Raw genomic sequence first — 17,083 nt, 5'->3', positions numbered from 1 at the left:
CCTCGATGTGCGAGAGCGCCAGGCACATGCGTTCTTTCAAAGCGCCCTCTGCGATGCGCCTCGCTGTCTCGGAAGCGCTGCTGCTCGCGGTCGCGGTGACCACCAGCGCAGCGCGCGCGCAGCCCGCCGACGAGCCTCCGCCTGAGGGAGACGTGGGCGGGGCCTCCGTTCCTCGCGGCGGAGCCGGCGCGGTCGTCGTCCCCCTGCCGGGCACGGCCCAGCCGGCGCAGCCCGCCGCCGTCAGCCCGCCGAAGCTGATCACGTACGCCCCGCCCGTGTATCCGGAAGAGGCCCAGCGCGCGGGCGTCGAGGGGAGCGTCATCCTCAAGCTCGACATCGACAAGACCGGGCGCGTCACCAAGGCCGAGGTCCAGACGCCGGGCGGACACGGCTTCGACGAGGCCGCGCTCGCGGCCGCGCCCGGCCTCGTGTTCGAGCCGGCGCGGCGCCCGGACGGCACGCCGGCGCCGGCGCGCATCCTCTACCGGTACGGGTTCACGCTCACCCCCAAGCCCGAAGGCACGGCGGCGCCGGCGCCGCCCGCCGACGTCGAGACGGTCGTCGGGACCGTCCTGTCCGCGAGCACCGGCGAGGGGCTCCCGGACATCGCGGTCAGCCTCCTCCGGCCCGACGGCGGCCGCGAGGACGTGAAGACCGACCAGCGCGGCAAGTTCCGCTTCAAGAACCTCCCTCCCGGCAAGTACCGCGTCGAGGTCGCCGCCGCGGGGTTCGAGCCGTTCACGGCCGACGAGGACATCGCGGAGGGCGAGGCGATCGAGGTGCGCTACCGCATCTCGCTCGCGAAGCCCAAGGACGGCGCGGCGCAGGGCATCGAGGTGACCGTGCAGGGCGAGCGCCCGCCGCGCGAGGTGACCCGCAGGACGCTCGAGCGCCGCGAGATCGACCGCATCCCGGGGACCGGCGGCGACGCGCTGCGCTCGCTGCAGAGCCTGCCCGGCGTCGCGCGCAGCGGGTTCGGGCTGCTCATCGTGCGCGGGTCCGCGCCGCAGGACACGCTCACGTTCATCGATCGCACCCCGGTGCCGATCATCTACCACTTCGGCGGCCTCTCCTCGGTCGTGCCGACCGAGATGCTCGAGAAGATCGACTTCTACCCGGGCAATTTCAGCGCCGTGTACGGCCGCGCCATGGGCGGCATCGTCGACGTCGGGCTCCGCTCGCCGAAGCAGGACGGCAAGTACCACGGCGTCGTCCAGCTCGATCTCATCGACGGGCGCGTGCTCCTCGAGGGGCCCGTCCCGTACCTCAAGGACTGGAAGTTCATCGCGGCGGGCCGGCGGAGCTGGGTCGACGCGTGGCTCGGGCCGGTGCTCAAGGAGGCGGGCTCCAGCGTGACGCAGGCGCCCGTCTACTACGACTACCAGTTCGTCCTCGAGGGCCGCCCCTCCGCCAGCGAGCGCGTGCGCGCGAGCTTCTATGGATCGGACGACGCCTTCAAGATCACCCTGGACAAGCCGCCGGAGGACGAGCCGGCGCTGACGGGCGACTTCGGGCTGCACACCGCCTTCCAGCGCTTCCAGGTCAGCTACGAGAACCGCCTGGGGAACCGGGACAGGATCCTCTGGTCGCTGGCCCTCGGCAGGGACGTCTTCGACTTCGGGATCGCGCCCTTCGCCTTCAACATCACAACGGCCTCGCTCGACCTGCGGCTGGAGTACTCGCACCGGTTCGCCAGGTTCCTTACGATGAACGTCGGCACCGACCTGACGAGCGGCATCGCGACGGTCAAGCTCCACGCGCCGACGAGGGTGCCTGCAGGCCACCCGTCGAACCAGCCGTTCTCGACGCTCCCCGCGCAGGACCAGTCGTTCGACGGTCCGTACTCCCGGCCGGCCGCCTACGCCGAGTTCGAGGTGGTCCCCTCGCAGCGCGCGCGGATCGTCCCCGGGGTGCGCGTCGACTACGCGCTCGACACGCGCACGCTCGACGTGAGCCCGCGGATCAACGCGCGCTACGACATCCGGAGCGGCTTCCCGCGGACGACGGCGAAGGGCGGCGTGGGCCTCTACTACCAGGCGCCCCAGTTCCAGGAGAGCGTCGAGCCGTTCGGAAACCCGGATATCAAGTCGAACCGATCCATCCACTACGGCCTCGGGGTGGAGCAGGAGATCACGCCGCAGATCGACGTGACGGTGGACGGGTTCTACAAGCAGCTCGATCGGCAGGTCGTCTTCTCGGCCGAGAAGGACGGATATGCCAACGACGGCACCGGGTACGCGGTGGGCGGCGAGGTGCTCCTGAAGTACAAGCCAGACGATCGCTTCTTCGGCTGGGCGGCGTACACGCTCTCGCGGTCGGTGCGCACGGACGGCCCCGGCGAGGAGGAGCACCCCACGCCATGGGACCAGACGCACGTGCTGACCGTGCTCGGGAACCTGCAGCTCGGCCGGGGCTGGGAGGTCGGCGCGCGCTTCCGCCTCGTGTCGGGCAACCTGGAGACACCCTATGTCTGCGATCCGGAGCAGAAGGGGTGTGATCCGAACCGGGTGAACGCGATCTACCATGCTTCCTCGGGCAAGTACTCGCCCTTCCCGCTCGGGGGCGACTACAGCGAGAGGATGCCGCTGTTCCATCAGCTCGACGTCCGCGTCGACAAGACGTGGCGATTCAAGAGGTGGCAGCTCGGGCTCTACCTGGATGTGCAGAACGTCTACAACCACCAGGCTGCGGAGGGCATCAGCTACAACTTCAACTTCACGAAGCGGGAGTACGTGACGGGGCTCCCCTTCCTGCCCACGCTCGGGCTGCGAGGAGACTTCTGATGAAACGGACCCGACTGCCCGCGCGCCGCGCGCTGCTCGCCGCGCTCTCGACCCTGGCCCTCGGCATCCCCTGCTGCTCGGGGAGCGACCTGGCTCCGTCGTCCGAGGTGGAGGGGCTCCGCATCCTGGCCGTGACGGCGGACAAGCCGTACCCGGCGCGGGGCACGCCCGTGACGTTCCAGATGACGTACGCCGACGCGCTGGGCGACGCCAACGGCGACCCGCGGAACGTCGAGGTCATGTGGATCGGGGGCTGCGTGAACCCGCCTGTCGGCGTGGACGCGCAGATCGGGTGCCTCGGGCAGTGGATAGGCACCTACATGGCGGCAATGGCCCGGCCGCCGGGAGGACAAGGTGCCAGCGGCGGCGCCAACGACGGCGGCGGTAACGGCGGCGGCGGCGGTAACGGTGGCAGCGCCGACGGCGGCGGCGGCGCCAACAACGGCGGCGGCGGCAACGGCGGCAGCGCCGACGGCGGCGGCGGCGCCAACAACGGCGGCGGCGGCAACGGCGGCAGCGCCGACGGCGGCGGCGGTAACGGCGGCAGCGCCGACGGCGGCGGCGGTGCCAACGATGGCGACGGAGGCAACGATGGTGACGGAGGCAACGGCGACGGCAATGGCGGCCAGGAGGAGCAGACCGCTCTCTTCAAGCGCCAGGAGCTCGAATCGGAGCTGAGCGGCAAGCCCAACGCAGCGTCGTTTACGTGGACGCTGTCCGGCGACATCCTCAGGCGGGAGGACGCAGGAACCACGGTGGCCGGAACGAAGTACTCGTCGGCCTACGTGTTGTTCGCCGTGTGCGCCGGCAAGATGCGGCCGACGCCGGCGCTGTCCGCGGCGCTGGAGGCGATGCTGGCAGGCGATGACCCGCTCGCGGCGATGTCCGCGGCGATATCCGCGGCGCTGGCCGGCGGCATCGAGATTCCACTGGAGTGCGTCGACGAGGACGGTAAGGTGCTCGGTCCGGACAGCTTCGTCGTGGGCTACACGCAGGTGTTCGTGTTCCAGGATTCGGATCAACGAACCAACACGAACCCGCCCATCGACGGCTTCACGCTGAAGCTGGACGACAAGGAGGTCGCGCTCGGCGAGAGCGGCCTGCCCGTCGTGGAACCGTGCATCCAGCCGGAAACGAAGGCGCAGGGATGCGGCCCGGCAGAGCCGGACGCCGACGACTGCACGACCTACGACATCGACGTGATCGTGCCGTCCAACGCCGCCGACGTGGACGTGGAGGCCGCGGGGCTCGGGGGGCCGCCCGCGCACGAGGCGATCTGGGTCGACTACTACACGGACGGGGGCGGATTCGACGGGGCGAGGCGCCTCGTGAGCGACGCGGTGACGGGCCCCGGCGAGCGCCACGGGACCACCTGGACGCCGCCCTCGAAGCCGGGACGCGTGTCGCTGTGGGCGGTCGTCCACGACACGCGGGGCGGATCGAGCGTGAAGCAGATCGAGGTCGAGGTGCGGGAGAAGGAGTAGTCATGCCGCCGCTCGATCTGCACGTCGCCCTGTTCGGCGCCTCCGGCGCAGGCAAGACGGTCCTCCTGGCGGCCTTCTACCGGGCGCAGACGCAGCCCTCGTTTCAGCAGGAGCACGCGTACAAGATCCAGGCGGTCAACAAGGCGCAGGGCAACCAGCTCCTCGGGCGCTTCTACCGCCTCGAAGAGGGCAGATTCCCGGACGGCAGCACGCGCTTCGACGCGTACGAGTTCGACTTCTTCCCGAGGGACCTGCCGGACGCGGCGGTCCGCATCCACTGGTACGACTACCCCGGGCGCTGGTGGGAGGACGAGCCGATCGACGCGGAAGAGCGGGAGGCGATGCGCCAGGGCCTGCTCAAGCTCGGCATGAGCCACGTCGGCATCCTCCTTGCGGACGGCGCGAAGTACCGGAGCGAGGGGACCGGCTACATCCGGTGGCTCTTCGAGCACTTCGCCGACGAGTGCGACCGGCTGCGCCGGACGAGCGCCGCCACGGGCGACGAGGTGAGCTTCCCCCGCGAGTGGATCCTCGCCCTCAGCAAGGCCGACCTGTTCCCGCCGGAGTACAGCGCGAGCGACTTCGAGCGCGAGGTCTGCCGCGACGCCGACGATCAGCTCGCGAAGCTCTGCGCCGTGCTCCGCGCCGAGCGCGCGTTCGGCCACCGCTTCATGCTGCTCTCGTCGGTCGCCGCGCCGCTCGACGCCGACGCGCCGGTCGACCCGGGCACCTCGCTCGGCGTGCGCACGCTCGCGCCCGCGGTCCTCGTGAGCACCGTCGAGGGCGCGGTCCGCGAGGCGCAGGCCACGCGGAAGGAGAGGTCGGCCGGAGAGACGTTCTTCCAGGGCCTGCGCGATCTGGTCACGTTCGTCGACTCGCTCGACGACTTCCTCCCGAAGCGATACCAGATCGTGAGCAAGATCCTGCGGTTCGTCTCGATCAAGGACTTCGCGACAACGCGGCTCGACAGGCTCCAGAAGACCCGCGAGGGCGCGATCCGGAGGGGCGACGCGTTCACGGCGGTCCTGAGCGCGATGGCCGCGGCCCTGCGCAACGACGAGGGGGCGCGGGCCTACCACCAGAACCAGTAGGACAGCCATGCTCGCGCCCGCGCCAGCGCCCGTCGTCGAGACCTCGCGCCTCCTCTGGAGGACGCGCGGCGAGCACTGGGATTACGAGTTCATCTGCGTGCCCGAGCACCCGGCGCTCCCCGCCTGGCTCACGGCGCTCGAGGCCATGATCGGCGACGCCGACGCGGGCGCCGGAGAGCTCCGTTATGGCCTGCTCGAGATCGACGAGCCCGGGCCGAGAGGCCCTCTCGTGTTTCCCTACGTGGCGACGCGGTTCCTCGATCCGGCGCGGAAGGACTGGACCGGAAGGCAGGTCCAGCACTTCGCCGTGTGGTTCCCGCCGATCCCGGAGGCGGCGATCGAGGCGCTGCCCGCGGCGATCCCCGCCGACTGGCACCTTCGCGTGCTCGAGGGCCTCGCGGGGACGTACGGCTCCGGCGAGGTGTTCGGGCTGCCCGAGGCGGCGATCCGCGCGTCGAGGCGGGGTGCTCCGGAGAGCCGGGCGGCGCGCGCGATGGGGATCGTGAAGCGCACGCCCCCGGTGGCGCTGCTCGAAGGCGAGGCCGCGCCCGCGCGGTGGAAGCGGGTGCCCACCGTAAAAAAAAAGTGCCCGGATCCTCCTGGCGCGGTGGGCCTGAAGGTGGCGGGAGCAGGCGATAGCGGCAAGCGCCCGGGACTCGGCTGCTTCGCGGTCAGCCTGCTGGTGATCCTCGCCGTCAGTCGACTGATGATCGGATGGGCGGCGGGCTGAGGCGGCCTCGCGGCGCGCGCGCCTGTCAGCCAGCGCGCATGGTAGGAGCGGCTGCGGTGACATGCAAGCCATCCGTGGAGGTGGCCACTTCACGCTGGATGGTCGTGGCCCTACCCGCCGGCGCCCACTATGCTCGCCCCGATCGCCGCGCCAGAGGCGGCGCGCCATCAACGCATGACGGAGATCTGCTGTGAATGACCATCCCGCATTGACACCTGGCCGCGCCGCCGTCGTGACCGGCGCCGCCAGCGGCATCGGCCTCGCGGCCGCCGAGCGCTTCGCGCGCATGGGCCTGAAGGTCTGTCTCGCCGACCTGGACGGACCGGCGCTTCACGAGGCCGCCGCCCGCGTCGCCGCCGCCGCGCCCGGCGGCCAGGCCGACGTGCGCGCGGTGCCGACCGACGTCGCCAGGCTCGAGGACGTGCATCGGTTGAAGCAGGCCGCCTACGACGCGTTCGGCGATGTGGCGGTCCTGATGAACAACGCCGGAGTCGGCGGCGGCGGCAAGCCGTGGAAGGACATCGATCGCTGGCGGCGGCTCATCGAGGTCAATCTGTGGGGCGTGATCCACGGCGTGCAGGCGTTCACCGAGGCGATGATCGCGCAGGGCACCCCCTGCGCCATCGTCAACACGGGCTCGAAGCAGGGCATCACCACCCCGCCCGGCGACGCTGCCTACAACGTCTCGAAGGCCGGCGTGAAGGTGCTGACAGAGCAGCTCGCCCACGAGCTGCGCAACGTGGCGGGCTGCAAGATCACCGCCCACCTGCTGATCCCGGGCTACACGTTCACCGGGATGACCGCGCGAGGCCCGGAGAAGCCCGCGGAGGCATGGACCGCCGATCAGGTGGTGGATCGGATGATCGGCGGCATGGCCCGCGGCGACTTCTATCTGCTCTGTCCCGACAACGCGGTGACGCGCGAGATGGACGAGCGCCGCGTGCAGTGGGCGGCCGACGACCTGATCCGGAACCGACCTGCGCTGTCGCGCTGGCATCCAGAGTACGCCGAGGCGTTCGCCGCGTTCATGGCGGGCGCCGCGAAGCCCTGAAGGGGCAGGCTGCCCGGAGCGCGCGCCGCCCGCAGGCGGGGCGGGGCTCGGCCCCGGGCAGCATAAAGATCCGTCGCTGTAACAGGAGAACTGCACAGGTTCTTTTCGGCCGCCCGAATTGAATGTTTCACTTCGCGTGATGGTCGGGCTTCTCACAACACAACAGCGCAGAGATCCTGGCCCGTTGCGCTGCTCCTCCTCTGGATGCAGATCGTGCGACGAGGTCCTCGACGAAGGGTCGCCCGCGGCCCAGTCTACCCGCCAGCTGTATGGTCCCGCTCCCTGCCCGCCCGCTTCAGACCCACTGGTGCAGCGAGGGCACGGTAAAGATCTGGTGTCCCGCGCCGGCGCTGATGGTCACGTGTGTCACCGGCGTGCTGGTGGAGGCGGGCGCCGCGGCGATCGAGGAGGTGATGTTGCGGCGGGTGGCCGCGGAGGGCCGAGTGCTGGTCTTCAATGACTGGGAGGCGATGACCGATTACGAGCACGTGACGCGCACGCGGCTGACCGCGGCGACGATTTCCGTCCTCCATGCGGTCGAGGGAGCTCACTTCCTGCTCCAATCCAGGGTGGTCATCTTCGGGGTTCAGATCGCGAATACCGCCATCCGGAAGCTGACCGTCCATCCGTCGCGCGCGGTGTTCGAGCGCGCGCTGGAGGACGCGCTCCGCCAGCGCGCGCCGGAGGGCACGCTCTAGTCCTCGGGTTGGCCCCCACGGCTGGCGGGAAGTTACGATCCGGATTGATCTTTATCTGTCGGCGTCCACGCGCTCCAGCGCGCCCCACCGCGTCGAGCGCTCGCCGCGGGGATCCCCGTTGATTTGGGGCATATTTTTTGGCAGCCCGACGGATTCGGTAGTAGGGTGTCCCGCCATTCACAGCCCACGATAAGATTGTCGGCGTATTGAAATCGCTTTGCGCGGACCATGCTCTCGGGAGACCCACGTGAACACCAACATGACAAGTGGCGTGGTCGACGGCGGCGCCGATGCGGCCCTCGTGGATGTCGGAACGTGAACCCGCGTGTCCGATTCACCGCCGTAGGAGATTGATCATGAGCACTTGGAAGACGCCCAGCGCAACCCTTGTCGTCACTCTCTCGCTGGCCGGGATCGCTGCGCCGGCCACGAGCAACGCGCAGCCGGCGGAGCCGGCTCAGCAGGCTGCGCCCGGCGCGGCCGCGCCGACGCCCGTGGAGGCGCCCCCTCCTGCTCCTCCTCCGCCGCCGGTCGAGCAGAAGAAGGCCGATGACAAGCCTCTCGTGCGTGTCTACGGGATCCTCAAGCCCACGGTCGTCGTGGGGAACGGCCTTGAGTCCTTCGGCAACCCGAACTACTCCGCCCCGACGGCCGCGGTGAACCCGCTGTTCCTCGCCGATCCGGACGCCGTGGGCCTCACCTTTCAGGCGCAGCAGACGCGCGTTGGCGTGGCCGTCGGGGAGGGCTCGCCCGTGAAGGGGCAGGTCGAGCTCGATTTCATCGATTTCGGCAAGTCCTCTCCGGCCCAGGGGATGAGCCTTCGCGTGCGTCAGGCGTTCCTGGATTGGACTCCCGCCGAGGGGCACAAGCTCACGCTCGGCCAGACCTGGGATCTGTTCTCGCCGCTGAACACGCACACGTACAACCTCGTGGGTGGGATGTTTCAGTCCGGAAACTCGGGCTTCATGCGCCACCAGTTCATGTACCTGGCGAACGTCGGCAGCCTCGAGGTGGGCGCCGCGCTCGGTCTGGTCAGCCAGAACGTCACGGCCATCCTCAACAACGTCGAGTACTCGCGCACGCCGACCGTCTCGCTGCGCGCGAGCTATCGCGCCGAGAAGACCGCGTGGGTGGGCGCCTCGGTGATCGGGACGCGGCTCGCCTTCGACGCGAACCTGCCGACCGAAGAGGGGCGGCTGGCGCTCGGCGGCAACCTGTTCGGCGAGATCACGAGCGGTGCTCTGAACGTGCGGGCCGAAGCGTACGGCGGGAAGAACCTCGCCAACCTGGGCCTCCTGACGCTCGGGCAGGGCTATCGCACGGACGACGTCGCCGAGGTGGGCGGCTGGGTGTCGGGGAAGGTCACGTTCGACAAGCACTCTTTGCACCTCGTCGCCGGGACCGCGATGGTGCTCAGCACGGAGGAGATGCAGCTCGGCTACACGCCCGGAACCCCCGCGGCGGGCGGCACGCCGGCGACCGCTCCCGCGCGCGTTGGCGCCAATGGTCCCGGCATCGAGCGCAACGTGACCCTGCGCGCGGGGTATGCCTTCGCGCCCCTGAAGGGGCTCTCGATCGTGCTCGAGCCTTCCCTGTTGCTCACGCGCCACAAGCTCGATCCGGCGGCCGCAGCGCAGCATGACGCCGACCGCACGGGCTTGGCCGTCGAGGCGGGCGGGCTCTACCAGTTCTGACAGCGCTGACGGCCCCCGCGAGGGGGCGCTCAACGTCGCCCGCTCCGCCGGCGCTCTCCCCGGCGCTGGGGCGAGGGTGGAGCGAAGATCTCCGCGAGAAAATCGACGAACACGCGCACCTTCGGCAAGAGGTGCCGGTTCTTCGGGTACAGCGCGTGAATCGGCCAGGTCGTCGTCGGGAACTCGTCGAGCACGGTCACGAGCGTCCCCTCGGCCAGCGCGTCCTTCGCCAGGAAGTCGAACATCGCGATGATCCCGCTCCCGGCGATCGCGAGGTGCCTCAGGACATCCACGTCGTTCGCGTGGAACGGCCCGGAGATGGGCACCTCGAGCACGGCGTCGCCGTCTCCGGTCAGGAAGCGGAACGCTGTGGGCCGCCCGTCGCGCAGGTACCCGACGCAGTCGTGGCCCGAGAGATCGGCCGGCGTCGCGGGCGCGCCGCGCCGCGCGATGTAGGACGGCGCCGCGCAGTGGACGATGCGGCTCGCGCCGAGCCGGCGCGCGACGAGGCTCGAGTCTCCGAGCGGGCCGATGCGCACGAGCAGGTCGAGCCCCTCGGCCACGGGGTCGACGTGCTGATCGCGCAGCGTCAGGTTGACCCGCACGTCGGGGTAGCGCGCCGCGAAGCGCGGCAGGCCCGGCGCGATCACGCCCCGTGCGAGCGCCACCGGCGCGTCGACGCGCAGGAGCCCCACCGGCTTCTTGCTCGCGCGCGCGATCGCCTCGGTCGCCTCCCCGAGCTCCTCGACGATGCGGACGCAGCGCGCGTAGAAGGCCTGCCCGTCGTCCGTCAGGCGGAGCGAGCGCGTCGTGCGCGCCAGCAGCGCCACGCCGAGCTCCTGCTCGAGGCGCATCACGCGCCGGCTCACCGCGGACGGCGTGACGCCGAGCCGGCGCGCGGCGCGCGAGAAGCTACCGGTCTCGACGGTGGCGACGAGCAGCTCGATCGCGGCGAGCGAGATCATGATCTGTGCTGAAATAGCACAAGTGACGTTCCCTCGCGCGGACTGATGCGCCCGGATGGCTCGATCCAGCCATTGGCTTAGCTGGATTCATTCTCTCGATTCTTGATACCATGCCCTGCGTTCCGATACGTTCCGAGGAGGCGCGGAATGTTTGCGAACGCCACACCCTATGCTGCTCTGGCCGTGCCCCTGCACGATGAGCGGGGTGTCGACGTCGTCATCCTTCTGGCCAAGGCCACCTTCGCCAGGCGCGGTCCCACGCTCGTGCTCCTGGACGAGCAGGCTCCCCTTCGCCTGAACGACGTGCCGACGGACGAGGCGGCCGTCCGGGACGGCCGTGAGTCGAGCATTCGCTATCCCAGCGACGTCTGCTGCGAGAAGCCGGGGGCAGACGTCGTGATCGTCGGCAGCGCGGTCTCCTCGAAGGCCGTCAGCAGCCTCGACGTCGCCGTTCGCGCGCCGGGCCGCTCGATGTCGCTCACCGTGCACGGCGAGCGGGTCTTCTACAAGAGCGGCCTCGGCATCAAGATCTCCCCGGCAGCGCCGTTCGAGCGCGCCGCGATCACCTACGAGCGTGCGTACGGAGGGACATCGAAGGACGGCACCGTCGTGGAGTGGCACAACCCCGTGGGGCGCGGCGCCCACCGATCGACCTCGGAGCTCGATGGATCCCCGGCCCCGTGCGTCGAGGATCCCGCTCACCCCGTCACGGGCACGGACGCGACGCCTCCGGCCGGATTCGGCGCCATCGCGATGTGGTGGCTGCCGCGGCGCGCGCTGTCGGGGACGATGGACGCGGCCTGGCAGCGCGAGCGCATGCCGCTGCCGCCGCTCGACTTCGATCGACGCTTCTATCACGTCGCTCATCCCGGTTTGCAGCTGGATCGGCCGCTCGCGGCGGGCGACGTCATCGCCACCCACGGGCTGTGTCCAGAGGGGCTGTTCGACGTGACCATTCCCGAGCTCGCGATCGTGGCGCACCTCCGCCGGGCGACGGGGCGGGCGGTGTCCCTGCCCCTCGCGCTCGACACGGCCGTTCTCGAGCCCGACACGGCGCGCGTCGAGCTCACGTTCCGGCGCGTCGTCCCGCTCGGCAGGGGCGACACGATGCTCCGGGAGGCGCGGCTCGATGTCGACGCGTGACGCCCTCCTGCTCTCCCTGCCCGCCGACGGGCGGATCCCCGGAGCGCTCCGCGCTCCCATCGAGGGGGTCTCCATCGCGCACTACCTCGTCGTGGAAGCGGCGCAGCTCGACGGGCTCCCCGTCCCCGCCGTGCTGGAATGGCTCGGCGTGCCGCGACGAGCGTTCGCGCGGGCCGAGGAGCTCTGGAGCGAACGTGTGGCCGACGCGCTCGGGGGCGAGGACGGCAGCTTCGACGCGCTGTACGAGGACGTCATCGGCCGAGCGCTCTCGCTCTGGGCGCGGGCCGTCGACCCGCTCGATCGGGAGTTCGGCGCCTGGATGACGTTTCAACGCCACGCGCTCGAGGCCGACGATCCGGGCGAGCTCGCCCGCCGCGCGGGGCTCACCCGGGGTGACGAGCTGCGCCTCGCGCGCCTCTGGCGCGGGCGGCTGGTCGAGGCCGAGCCCGAGATCGTCGCCCTGGCCGAAGCGGCGATGTCGGGCCCGCTCGCGCCCCTGCCCGCGCTCACCGTGTCTCCGTTCGTCTTCCCACCGGCGGAGGAGCGCCCGTGATCAACCAGGCAGAGCTCCGGCTCGATGGGCTCGAGGGCGCGGAGATCGTGCGGGTCCGCGGGCGTGAAGCCATGAACGAGCTCGGCGCCTTCGTCGTCGATATCCTGCACCCCGACCCGCACCTCGACCCGGCGGCGCTCGTCGACAAGGACGCGACCCTCGGGCTGGCCGACGCGAGCGGACACACGACGACGTTCCACCTGATCGCGCTCGAGGCCTCCCACGGCGGCCACTTCCGCGGCAGCGACCGCTATCACATCACGCTCGGGCCCGCGGCCGAGCGCCTCGCCCTGCGCGTGAGCCACGCGATCTTCCAGGACAAGACCACCCAGGAGATCGTGGCCGAGCTCCTGCTCCGCGCGGGCATCCCCGCCGCCCAGGTGAAGTGGCGCCTCGCTGGGCAGTACGCGAAGCGGGACTACACGGTGCAGTACGGAGAGAGCGAGTGGGCGTTCATCGCGCGCCTGCTCGCCGACGAAGGCATCAACCACTGGCTCGATCGAGAGGACGACGCTCCGCTCCTCGTCTTCGGCGATCACCCGAGCTCCCATGAAGGGATCGAAGGGCCGAGCCCCGTCGTGCCGTTCGAGGACGCGAGCGGCATGAGCTCGATGGCGTTCGCCTTCCATGCCCTGCGGCGAAGCTGGTCCATCACCTCGACAAGGGCGAGCCTGCGCGACATCAACGTGCAGAACCCCGGCGTGCCCGTGGACGGCGAGGCAGGCGAAGGCGCGCTCGAGGTCTTCGAGTATCCCTCGAACCTCATGATGCCGACGGCGGCGACCGCGCGGGCCAAGGTCCGCCTCGAGCAGCTCCGCCGCCATCGCTCGACGCTCGTGGGCGAGAGCGGCAATGCGCGCCTCCGCGCCGGACGGGTCGTGCAGATCACCGGCGCCGCGGACGCCTGCTTCTCGGGCAGGTTCCTGATCACCGCGGTGGAGCACGAGCTCGAGCAAGCCTCACGGGAGCAGCCCCGGGGCACGCCGTACCGCAATCGCGCCACCCTCGTCCCCTTCGCCCCGGACGCGCCCTACCGGCCCGGGATACCGCGCTCACGGCCGGTCGTGGCAGGAATCGAGAGCGCGGTCGTCACCGGCCCTGCGGGGGACGAGATCCACGTCGACGATCTCGGTCGCATCAAGGTGCGCTTCTTCTGGGACCGCTCGGGCGTGGGCGACGACAAGAGCTCACGCTGGGTCCGGGCGCTTCAGATGAACCTCACGACGCCGCAGATGCTGCCCCGCGTCGGATGGGAGGTCCCGGTCATCTACGAGAACGGCGATCCGGACCGGCCCTTCGTCCTCGGGCGCGTCTACAACGGCGGGGCCGCGCCGCCCTACGGGCTGCCGGACAGGCGCGCGACGAGCACGCTGCAATCGGCCACCTCGCCGAGCGACGGGACGACGCAGGAGATCCGGATGGGCGACGACGGGGGGAGCGAGCAGACCTTCGTCCACGCGACGAGGGATCAGACGGTATCGGTCGGCGGCGCTCACGCGATCGAGGTCGGGGCGAACCGGCTCGACACCGTGCAGAAAGGGCAACAGCTCCTCGTCGACGGCACCCAGACGACGACGATCGGGGGCAACCAGTCCATCGTCGTGGGCGCCGACGGGAACATCGTCGTCAAGGGGGCGCGCTCGGAGAGCATCGGCGGCAGCGAGAACATCGGCGTGACAGGCACCTACAAGACGACCGTCGATGGCGCTTACGTCGAGCTGATAGGCGCCCTCTACAGCCTGCGCTGCAACGAGTACAACGCGAAGATCCAGGGGGCGTTCACGCAGGTCATCGGCGCGGCGCTCTCGACAACGGCGGGGCTCGGGAGCAACCAGTCGGTGGCGGGCGCGCGGACCGAGGTCGTGAGCGGCGCCCGCAGCTTCACGGCCGGTCTCGCGTACGCCGACGGGACCATGGGTCGAAAGAGCATCACCGCCGGGGCGGCGAACGAGAGCGCGAACGCCAAGGTGGCCTTCAACGCGGGCGCCCGGGCGACCCTCCAGGCGGGCGGTGTCCTGTCGATCGAGGGCGGCGGCAAGGTCGTGTTCGAGGCGAGCACGATCTCCGTCAAGGCTGCGACGCTCACCGCGAAGGGGGGGAGCACGATGAGGCTCGCAGGGGCGATGAAGTCGACGTCCACCGTCAAGCTCGACGCGCCGACGGTCAAGAAGAACGACAAGGTCAAGGTGGGGCCGTGAGGGCCGCGTTCGATCTGACCATCGAGGGGGCCCCGCCGCTCTCGGTCCAGTCGTTCGATGCCCACGAGAGGACGCATGTCGGCGGCAGCGTGCGTGTCCTCGCGCGCGTCGCTCCAGGGCGGGACGAGGCGCTCGTCCCCGACGAGCTGCTCGGCAGGAAGGCGACGCTGGAGATCACGCCGAAGGACGCGCTGCGCGACGTCCCGCGCAGGTTTCACGGGGTCGTCGACGTCATCGAGAGCTCGGGGCAAGGCGCGCTGCTGACGATCGTTCCGCGCCTCATGCCGCTCGAGGACGGCTCGGATCACCGTATCTTCCTGGAGCAGGACTCGGTCGCCATCGCCGAGGGGCTGCTGCGCGAGGCAGGCCTCGCCCTCGACATCCGCGTGGCGACCCGACCCGAGCCGCGGGTCCAGTGCGTCCAGGCCTTCGAGTCCGTGCTCGCGTTCGTGCGGCGGATCCTCGCCGAGGACGGGATATCGCTGTGGGTCGAGCACCAGGAGTCGGAAGACGTGGTGGTGTTCGGCCAGGACGACTCGGCCTGCCACGATCTCCCGGGCGGCGCGCGCGTCACGGTGGCGCACGACGGAGGGCTGACGACGGGCGAGGTGGTCACGGATCTGCGGCTGCTGCACCGCGTGACGCACGACGGCGTCGCGGTCTCAGACTACGATCCCGATCATCCCGCTGTCGATCAGGCCGCGTCGGTGGGTGGGCAGCGCTTTCAGCGCTTCGCGTACCCTGGACACCATCGCTCGCCCGAGGCAGGCGCCTCGCGGGCGCGGCTCCTCCTGGAGGAGGAGCAGACCGAAGGCGTGGTCCTCCGGGCGCGCACGACCTGCCGGCATGTCGCAGTGGGGTACATCGTGGAGCTCGAGGGCGCCCCGCGGGACGATGAGAACGGGCGCTTTCGCGTCCTGGAGGTGCGACACCAGGGGCGCGACTTCGCCGCGAACGGCCCGGGCGATCTGCGTTATGAGGCCGAGTTCACCGCGGTCCCCGCGGCGCGACCCGTGCGGCCGAGGCGGCAGCCGGCGAAGGGGCTGGGCGGGCTCCAGACGATGACGATCATGGGGCCGCAGGGCGCGGAGATCCACACCGACCCGCAGGGGCGGGTCAAGGCGCGCTTCCGCTGGGATCGCCTCTCACCGGACGACGACACGGCGAGCGCGTGGGTCCGGCCAATGCAGCCGCCCTTGAGCGGTGGGTTCTTCCTGCCGCGGGTCGGCTGGGAGGTGCTTGTCGGGTTCATGAACGATCCTGCGCCGACGGGGGATACCCCGCTGTCGCTCGGGCGCCTCGACAACGGGCAGGCGCCCCCCGCCGAGAGCCTGCCGAAGCAGAAGGTGCGGTCGAACTGGGGGACCCAGAGCACCGGGGGGAGCGGGAAGCAGAACCAGATCCGGTTCGACGACGCCGCGGGCAACGAGGGGATGCACTTCGCGGCGTCGAAGGACGCGAACGAGAGGACAGAGAACGACAAGGTCGTCAGCGTGACGGCCGACGAGGAGAACGTCGTCGGGGGCAACCACACGAGCACGGTGACCTTGCAGCAAGTGACAGCGGTGAAATCTGCCCAGACGTACTCGGTAAGTGGCAATCGCGACGTGACGACGACGGGCGCGCTCGGGATCTTCGCCGCGAGCGAGAGCGTCAGCGTGGGCGCGACGCGGAAGCTCACGGTGGGGGGCGATTACGAGATGAAGGCGGCCACCGTCAGCCGCATCGTCGGGGCCGCGGAGAACGTCGTCGCGATCCAGGGGACGAACCGCCACGTGACCGGCGCCTCGACCATCGCCGTGGGCGGCACGTGGACGGAGATCGGCGGCATCACGGCGTCCACCGGCGTGCTCGGCGCCAGCACGCTGACCGCCGGCGGGCCCCTCTCGGTGAGCGCGAGGAGCGTGTCGATCAACGCGTCGGTGCTCTCGGAGACCTACGCGGGGCTGTACAAGGCGCACGCCGGCGCGGATTTCACGGTGGGGGCTCCCATCGTGAAGCTCAAGGCGGGCGGGGCCATCCGGGCCAAGGGAGCCGACGTGTCCTTCAAGGCGAAGTCGAGGATCGTGCTCAAGGCGGGCGGCGTCACGGTCACGATCACGCCGGCGTCGATCACGGTGAAGGGAAAGCTCAAGGGCGACTCGACGAGCGTCGTGACGACGAGGGAGGAGGTCAAATGAGGGCGACGAGGACCATGAACCAGGGCGCGAGCGCGCGGCCTGCGCCGAACAAGGGCGCCGCGCGCAAGGCCGGGCCGGGCAAGGTGGTGAAGCTCGGCCGCCGCGCGGAGGCGGCGCCGCCGCTCGGCGGAGGAGCCCATTTCGCGAAGCTGCTCAGGAAGCTCGCGGAGGGGCGGTACGAGGCCTCGCTCTTCGGCGGAGAGCCGCGCGAGGTCGGGGTGCTGCCCGAGGTGGATCTCGAGCTCGCCGACAGGTGCCTCGCCGAGCAGGGCATCGTCCTCGTGGGGATGGTCGGCGACGACGCGGTGATCTTCGGTGCGCTCCAGACGAGGGAGCGCAGGGCGGAGGAGATCGTCCTGGAAGCGCCGCGGAGGCTCGTGCTCAAGGCGGGCAAGTCGAAGCTGGAGCTCCTGGCCGAGGGCCGGGTGAGGCTGTCGGCCGACGCCGTGACCGTGGACGCCCCCCGCGAGGTGCGGCTGGCGAGCGCGCACGTGGAGATCCCGTAGGCGGGGC

The 17,083-nt window shown here is 70.6% G+C and carries 13 protein-coding genes; 12 read left to right on the top strand and 1 reads right to left on the bottom strand.

The features are described from left to right. Nucleotides 1–53: 53 nt before the first annotated feature. The 7 genes from WME95_RS18255 to WME95_RS18225 all read left to right on the top strand — a co-directional run bounded on the left by WME95_RS18255 (nt 54) and on the right by WME95_RS18225 (nt 9,531). Nucleotides 54–2,783: a TonB-dependent receptor domain-containing protein gene (locus WME95_RS18255; protein ID WP_437909642.1), complete on the top strand. Its 2,730-nt coding sequence runs from the start codon at nt 54–56 to the stop codon at nt 2,781–2,783. Next, entirely contained in the window at nt 2,783–4,267 is a 1,485-nt protein-coding gene (locus WME95_RS18250; RefSeq protein ID WP_437909641.1) for a hypothetical protein, read from the top strand. The genes WME95_RS18255 and WME95_RS18250 overlap by 1 nt, the downstream gene beginning before the upstream one ends. 2 nt (nt 4,268–4,269) lie before the next feature. Beyond that, nucleotides 4,270–5,358, top strand: coding sequence for a hypothetical protein (locus WME95_RS18245; protein WP_437909640.1), 1,089 nt, complete (start codon nt 4,270–4,272; stop codon nt 5,356–5,358). A gap of 7 nt (nt 5,359–5,365) precedes the next feature. Continuing rightward, complete coding sequence (locus WME95_RS18240; RefSeq protein ID WP_437909639.1) at nt 5,366–6,088, top strand: hypothetical protein; 723 nt, start codon at nt 5,366–5,368, stop codon at nt 6,086–6,088. 190 nt (nt 6,089–6,278) lie between these two features. Next, a complete protein-coding gene (locus tag WME95_RS18235; RefSeq protein WP_437909638.1) occupies nt 6,279–7,139 on the top strand; it encodes an SDR family NAD(P)-dependent oxidoreductase in 861 nt (286 codons plus the stop codon). A gap of 269 nt (nt 7,140–7,408) precedes the next feature. Continuing rightward, on the top strand, nt 7,409–7,837 hold the full coding sequence (locus WME95_RS18230; RefSeq protein ID WP_437909637.1) for a hypothetical protein: 429 nt from the start codon (nt 7,409–7,411) through the stop codon (nt 7,835–7,837). Between the two features lie 356 nt (nt 7,838–8,193). Continuing rightward, a complete protein-coding gene (locus tag WME95_RS18225; RefSeq protein ID WP_437909636.1) occupies nt 8,194–9,531 on the top strand; it encodes a hypothetical protein in 1,338 nt (445 codons plus the stop codon). Between the two features lie 29 nt (nt 9,532–9,560). On the opposite strand, the gene WME95_RS18220 is transcribed toward WME95_RS18225, so the two are convergent. Beyond that, complete coding sequence (locus WME95_RS18220) at nt 9,561–10,496, bottom strand: LysR family transcriptional regulator (RefSeq protein ID WP_437909635.1); 936 nt, start codon at nt 10,494–10,496, stop codon at nt 9,561–9,563. 183 nt (nt 10,497–10,679) lie between these two features. Here WME95_RS18220 and WME95_RS18215 point away from each other — a divergent pair, with 183 nt between their 5' ends. From WME95_RS18215 to WME95_RS18195, 5 genes are read left to right on the top strand one after another with little or no spacing between them, the layout of a single operon-like run. Beyond that, complete coding sequence (locus WME95_RS18215; protein ID WP_437909634.1) at nt 10,680–11,639, top strand: DUF2169 family type VI secretion system accessory protein; 960 nt, start codon at nt 10,680–10,682, stop codon at nt 11,637–11,639. Next, complete coding sequence (locus WME95_RS18210; RefSeq protein ID WP_437909633.1) at nt 11,626–12,192, top strand: hypothetical protein; 567 nt, start codon at nt 11,626–11,628, stop codon at nt 12,190–12,192. Before WME95_RS18215 ends, WME95_RS18210 begins: the two co-directional genes overlap by 14 nt. Next, nucleotides 12,189–14,390 carry a type VI secretion system Vgr family protein gene (locus WME95_RS18205; protein WP_437909632.1) on the top strand — a complete coding sequence of 734 codons (2,202 nt, stop codon included), beginning with the start codon at nt 12,189–12,191 and terminating at the stop codon, nt 14,388–14,390. The genes WME95_RS18210 and WME95_RS18205 overlap by 4 nt, the downstream gene beginning before the upstream one ends. Further along, entirely contained in the window at nt 14,387–16,570 is a 2,184-nt protein-coding gene (locus tag WME95_RS18200; RefSeq protein WP_437909631.1) for a type VI secretion system Vgr family protein, read from the top strand. Before WME95_RS18205 ends, WME95_RS18200 begins: the two co-directional genes overlap by 4 nt. Continuing rightward, the gene (locus tag WME95_RS18195) at nt 16,567–17,076 is read left to right on the top strand and encodes a hypothetical protein (RefSeq protein ID WP_437909630.1); all 510 of its coding nucleotides are present in this window, start codon (nt 16,567–16,569) and stop codon (nt 17,074–17,076) included. Before WME95_RS18200 ends, WME95_RS18195 begins: the two co-directional genes overlap by 4 nt. The last annotated feature ends 7 nt before the right edge of the window (nt 17,077–17,083 follow it).

The sequence above is a fragment of the Sorangium sp. So ce327 genome (assembly GCF_051530205.1).
Lineage (GTDB): Bacteria > Myxococcota_A > Polyangia > Polyangiales > Polyangiaceae > Sorangium > Sorangium cellulosum_B.
The sequence above is the reverse complement of the archived record's forward strand: the minus strand, read 5'-3'. Positions and strand labels throughout refer to the sequence as shown.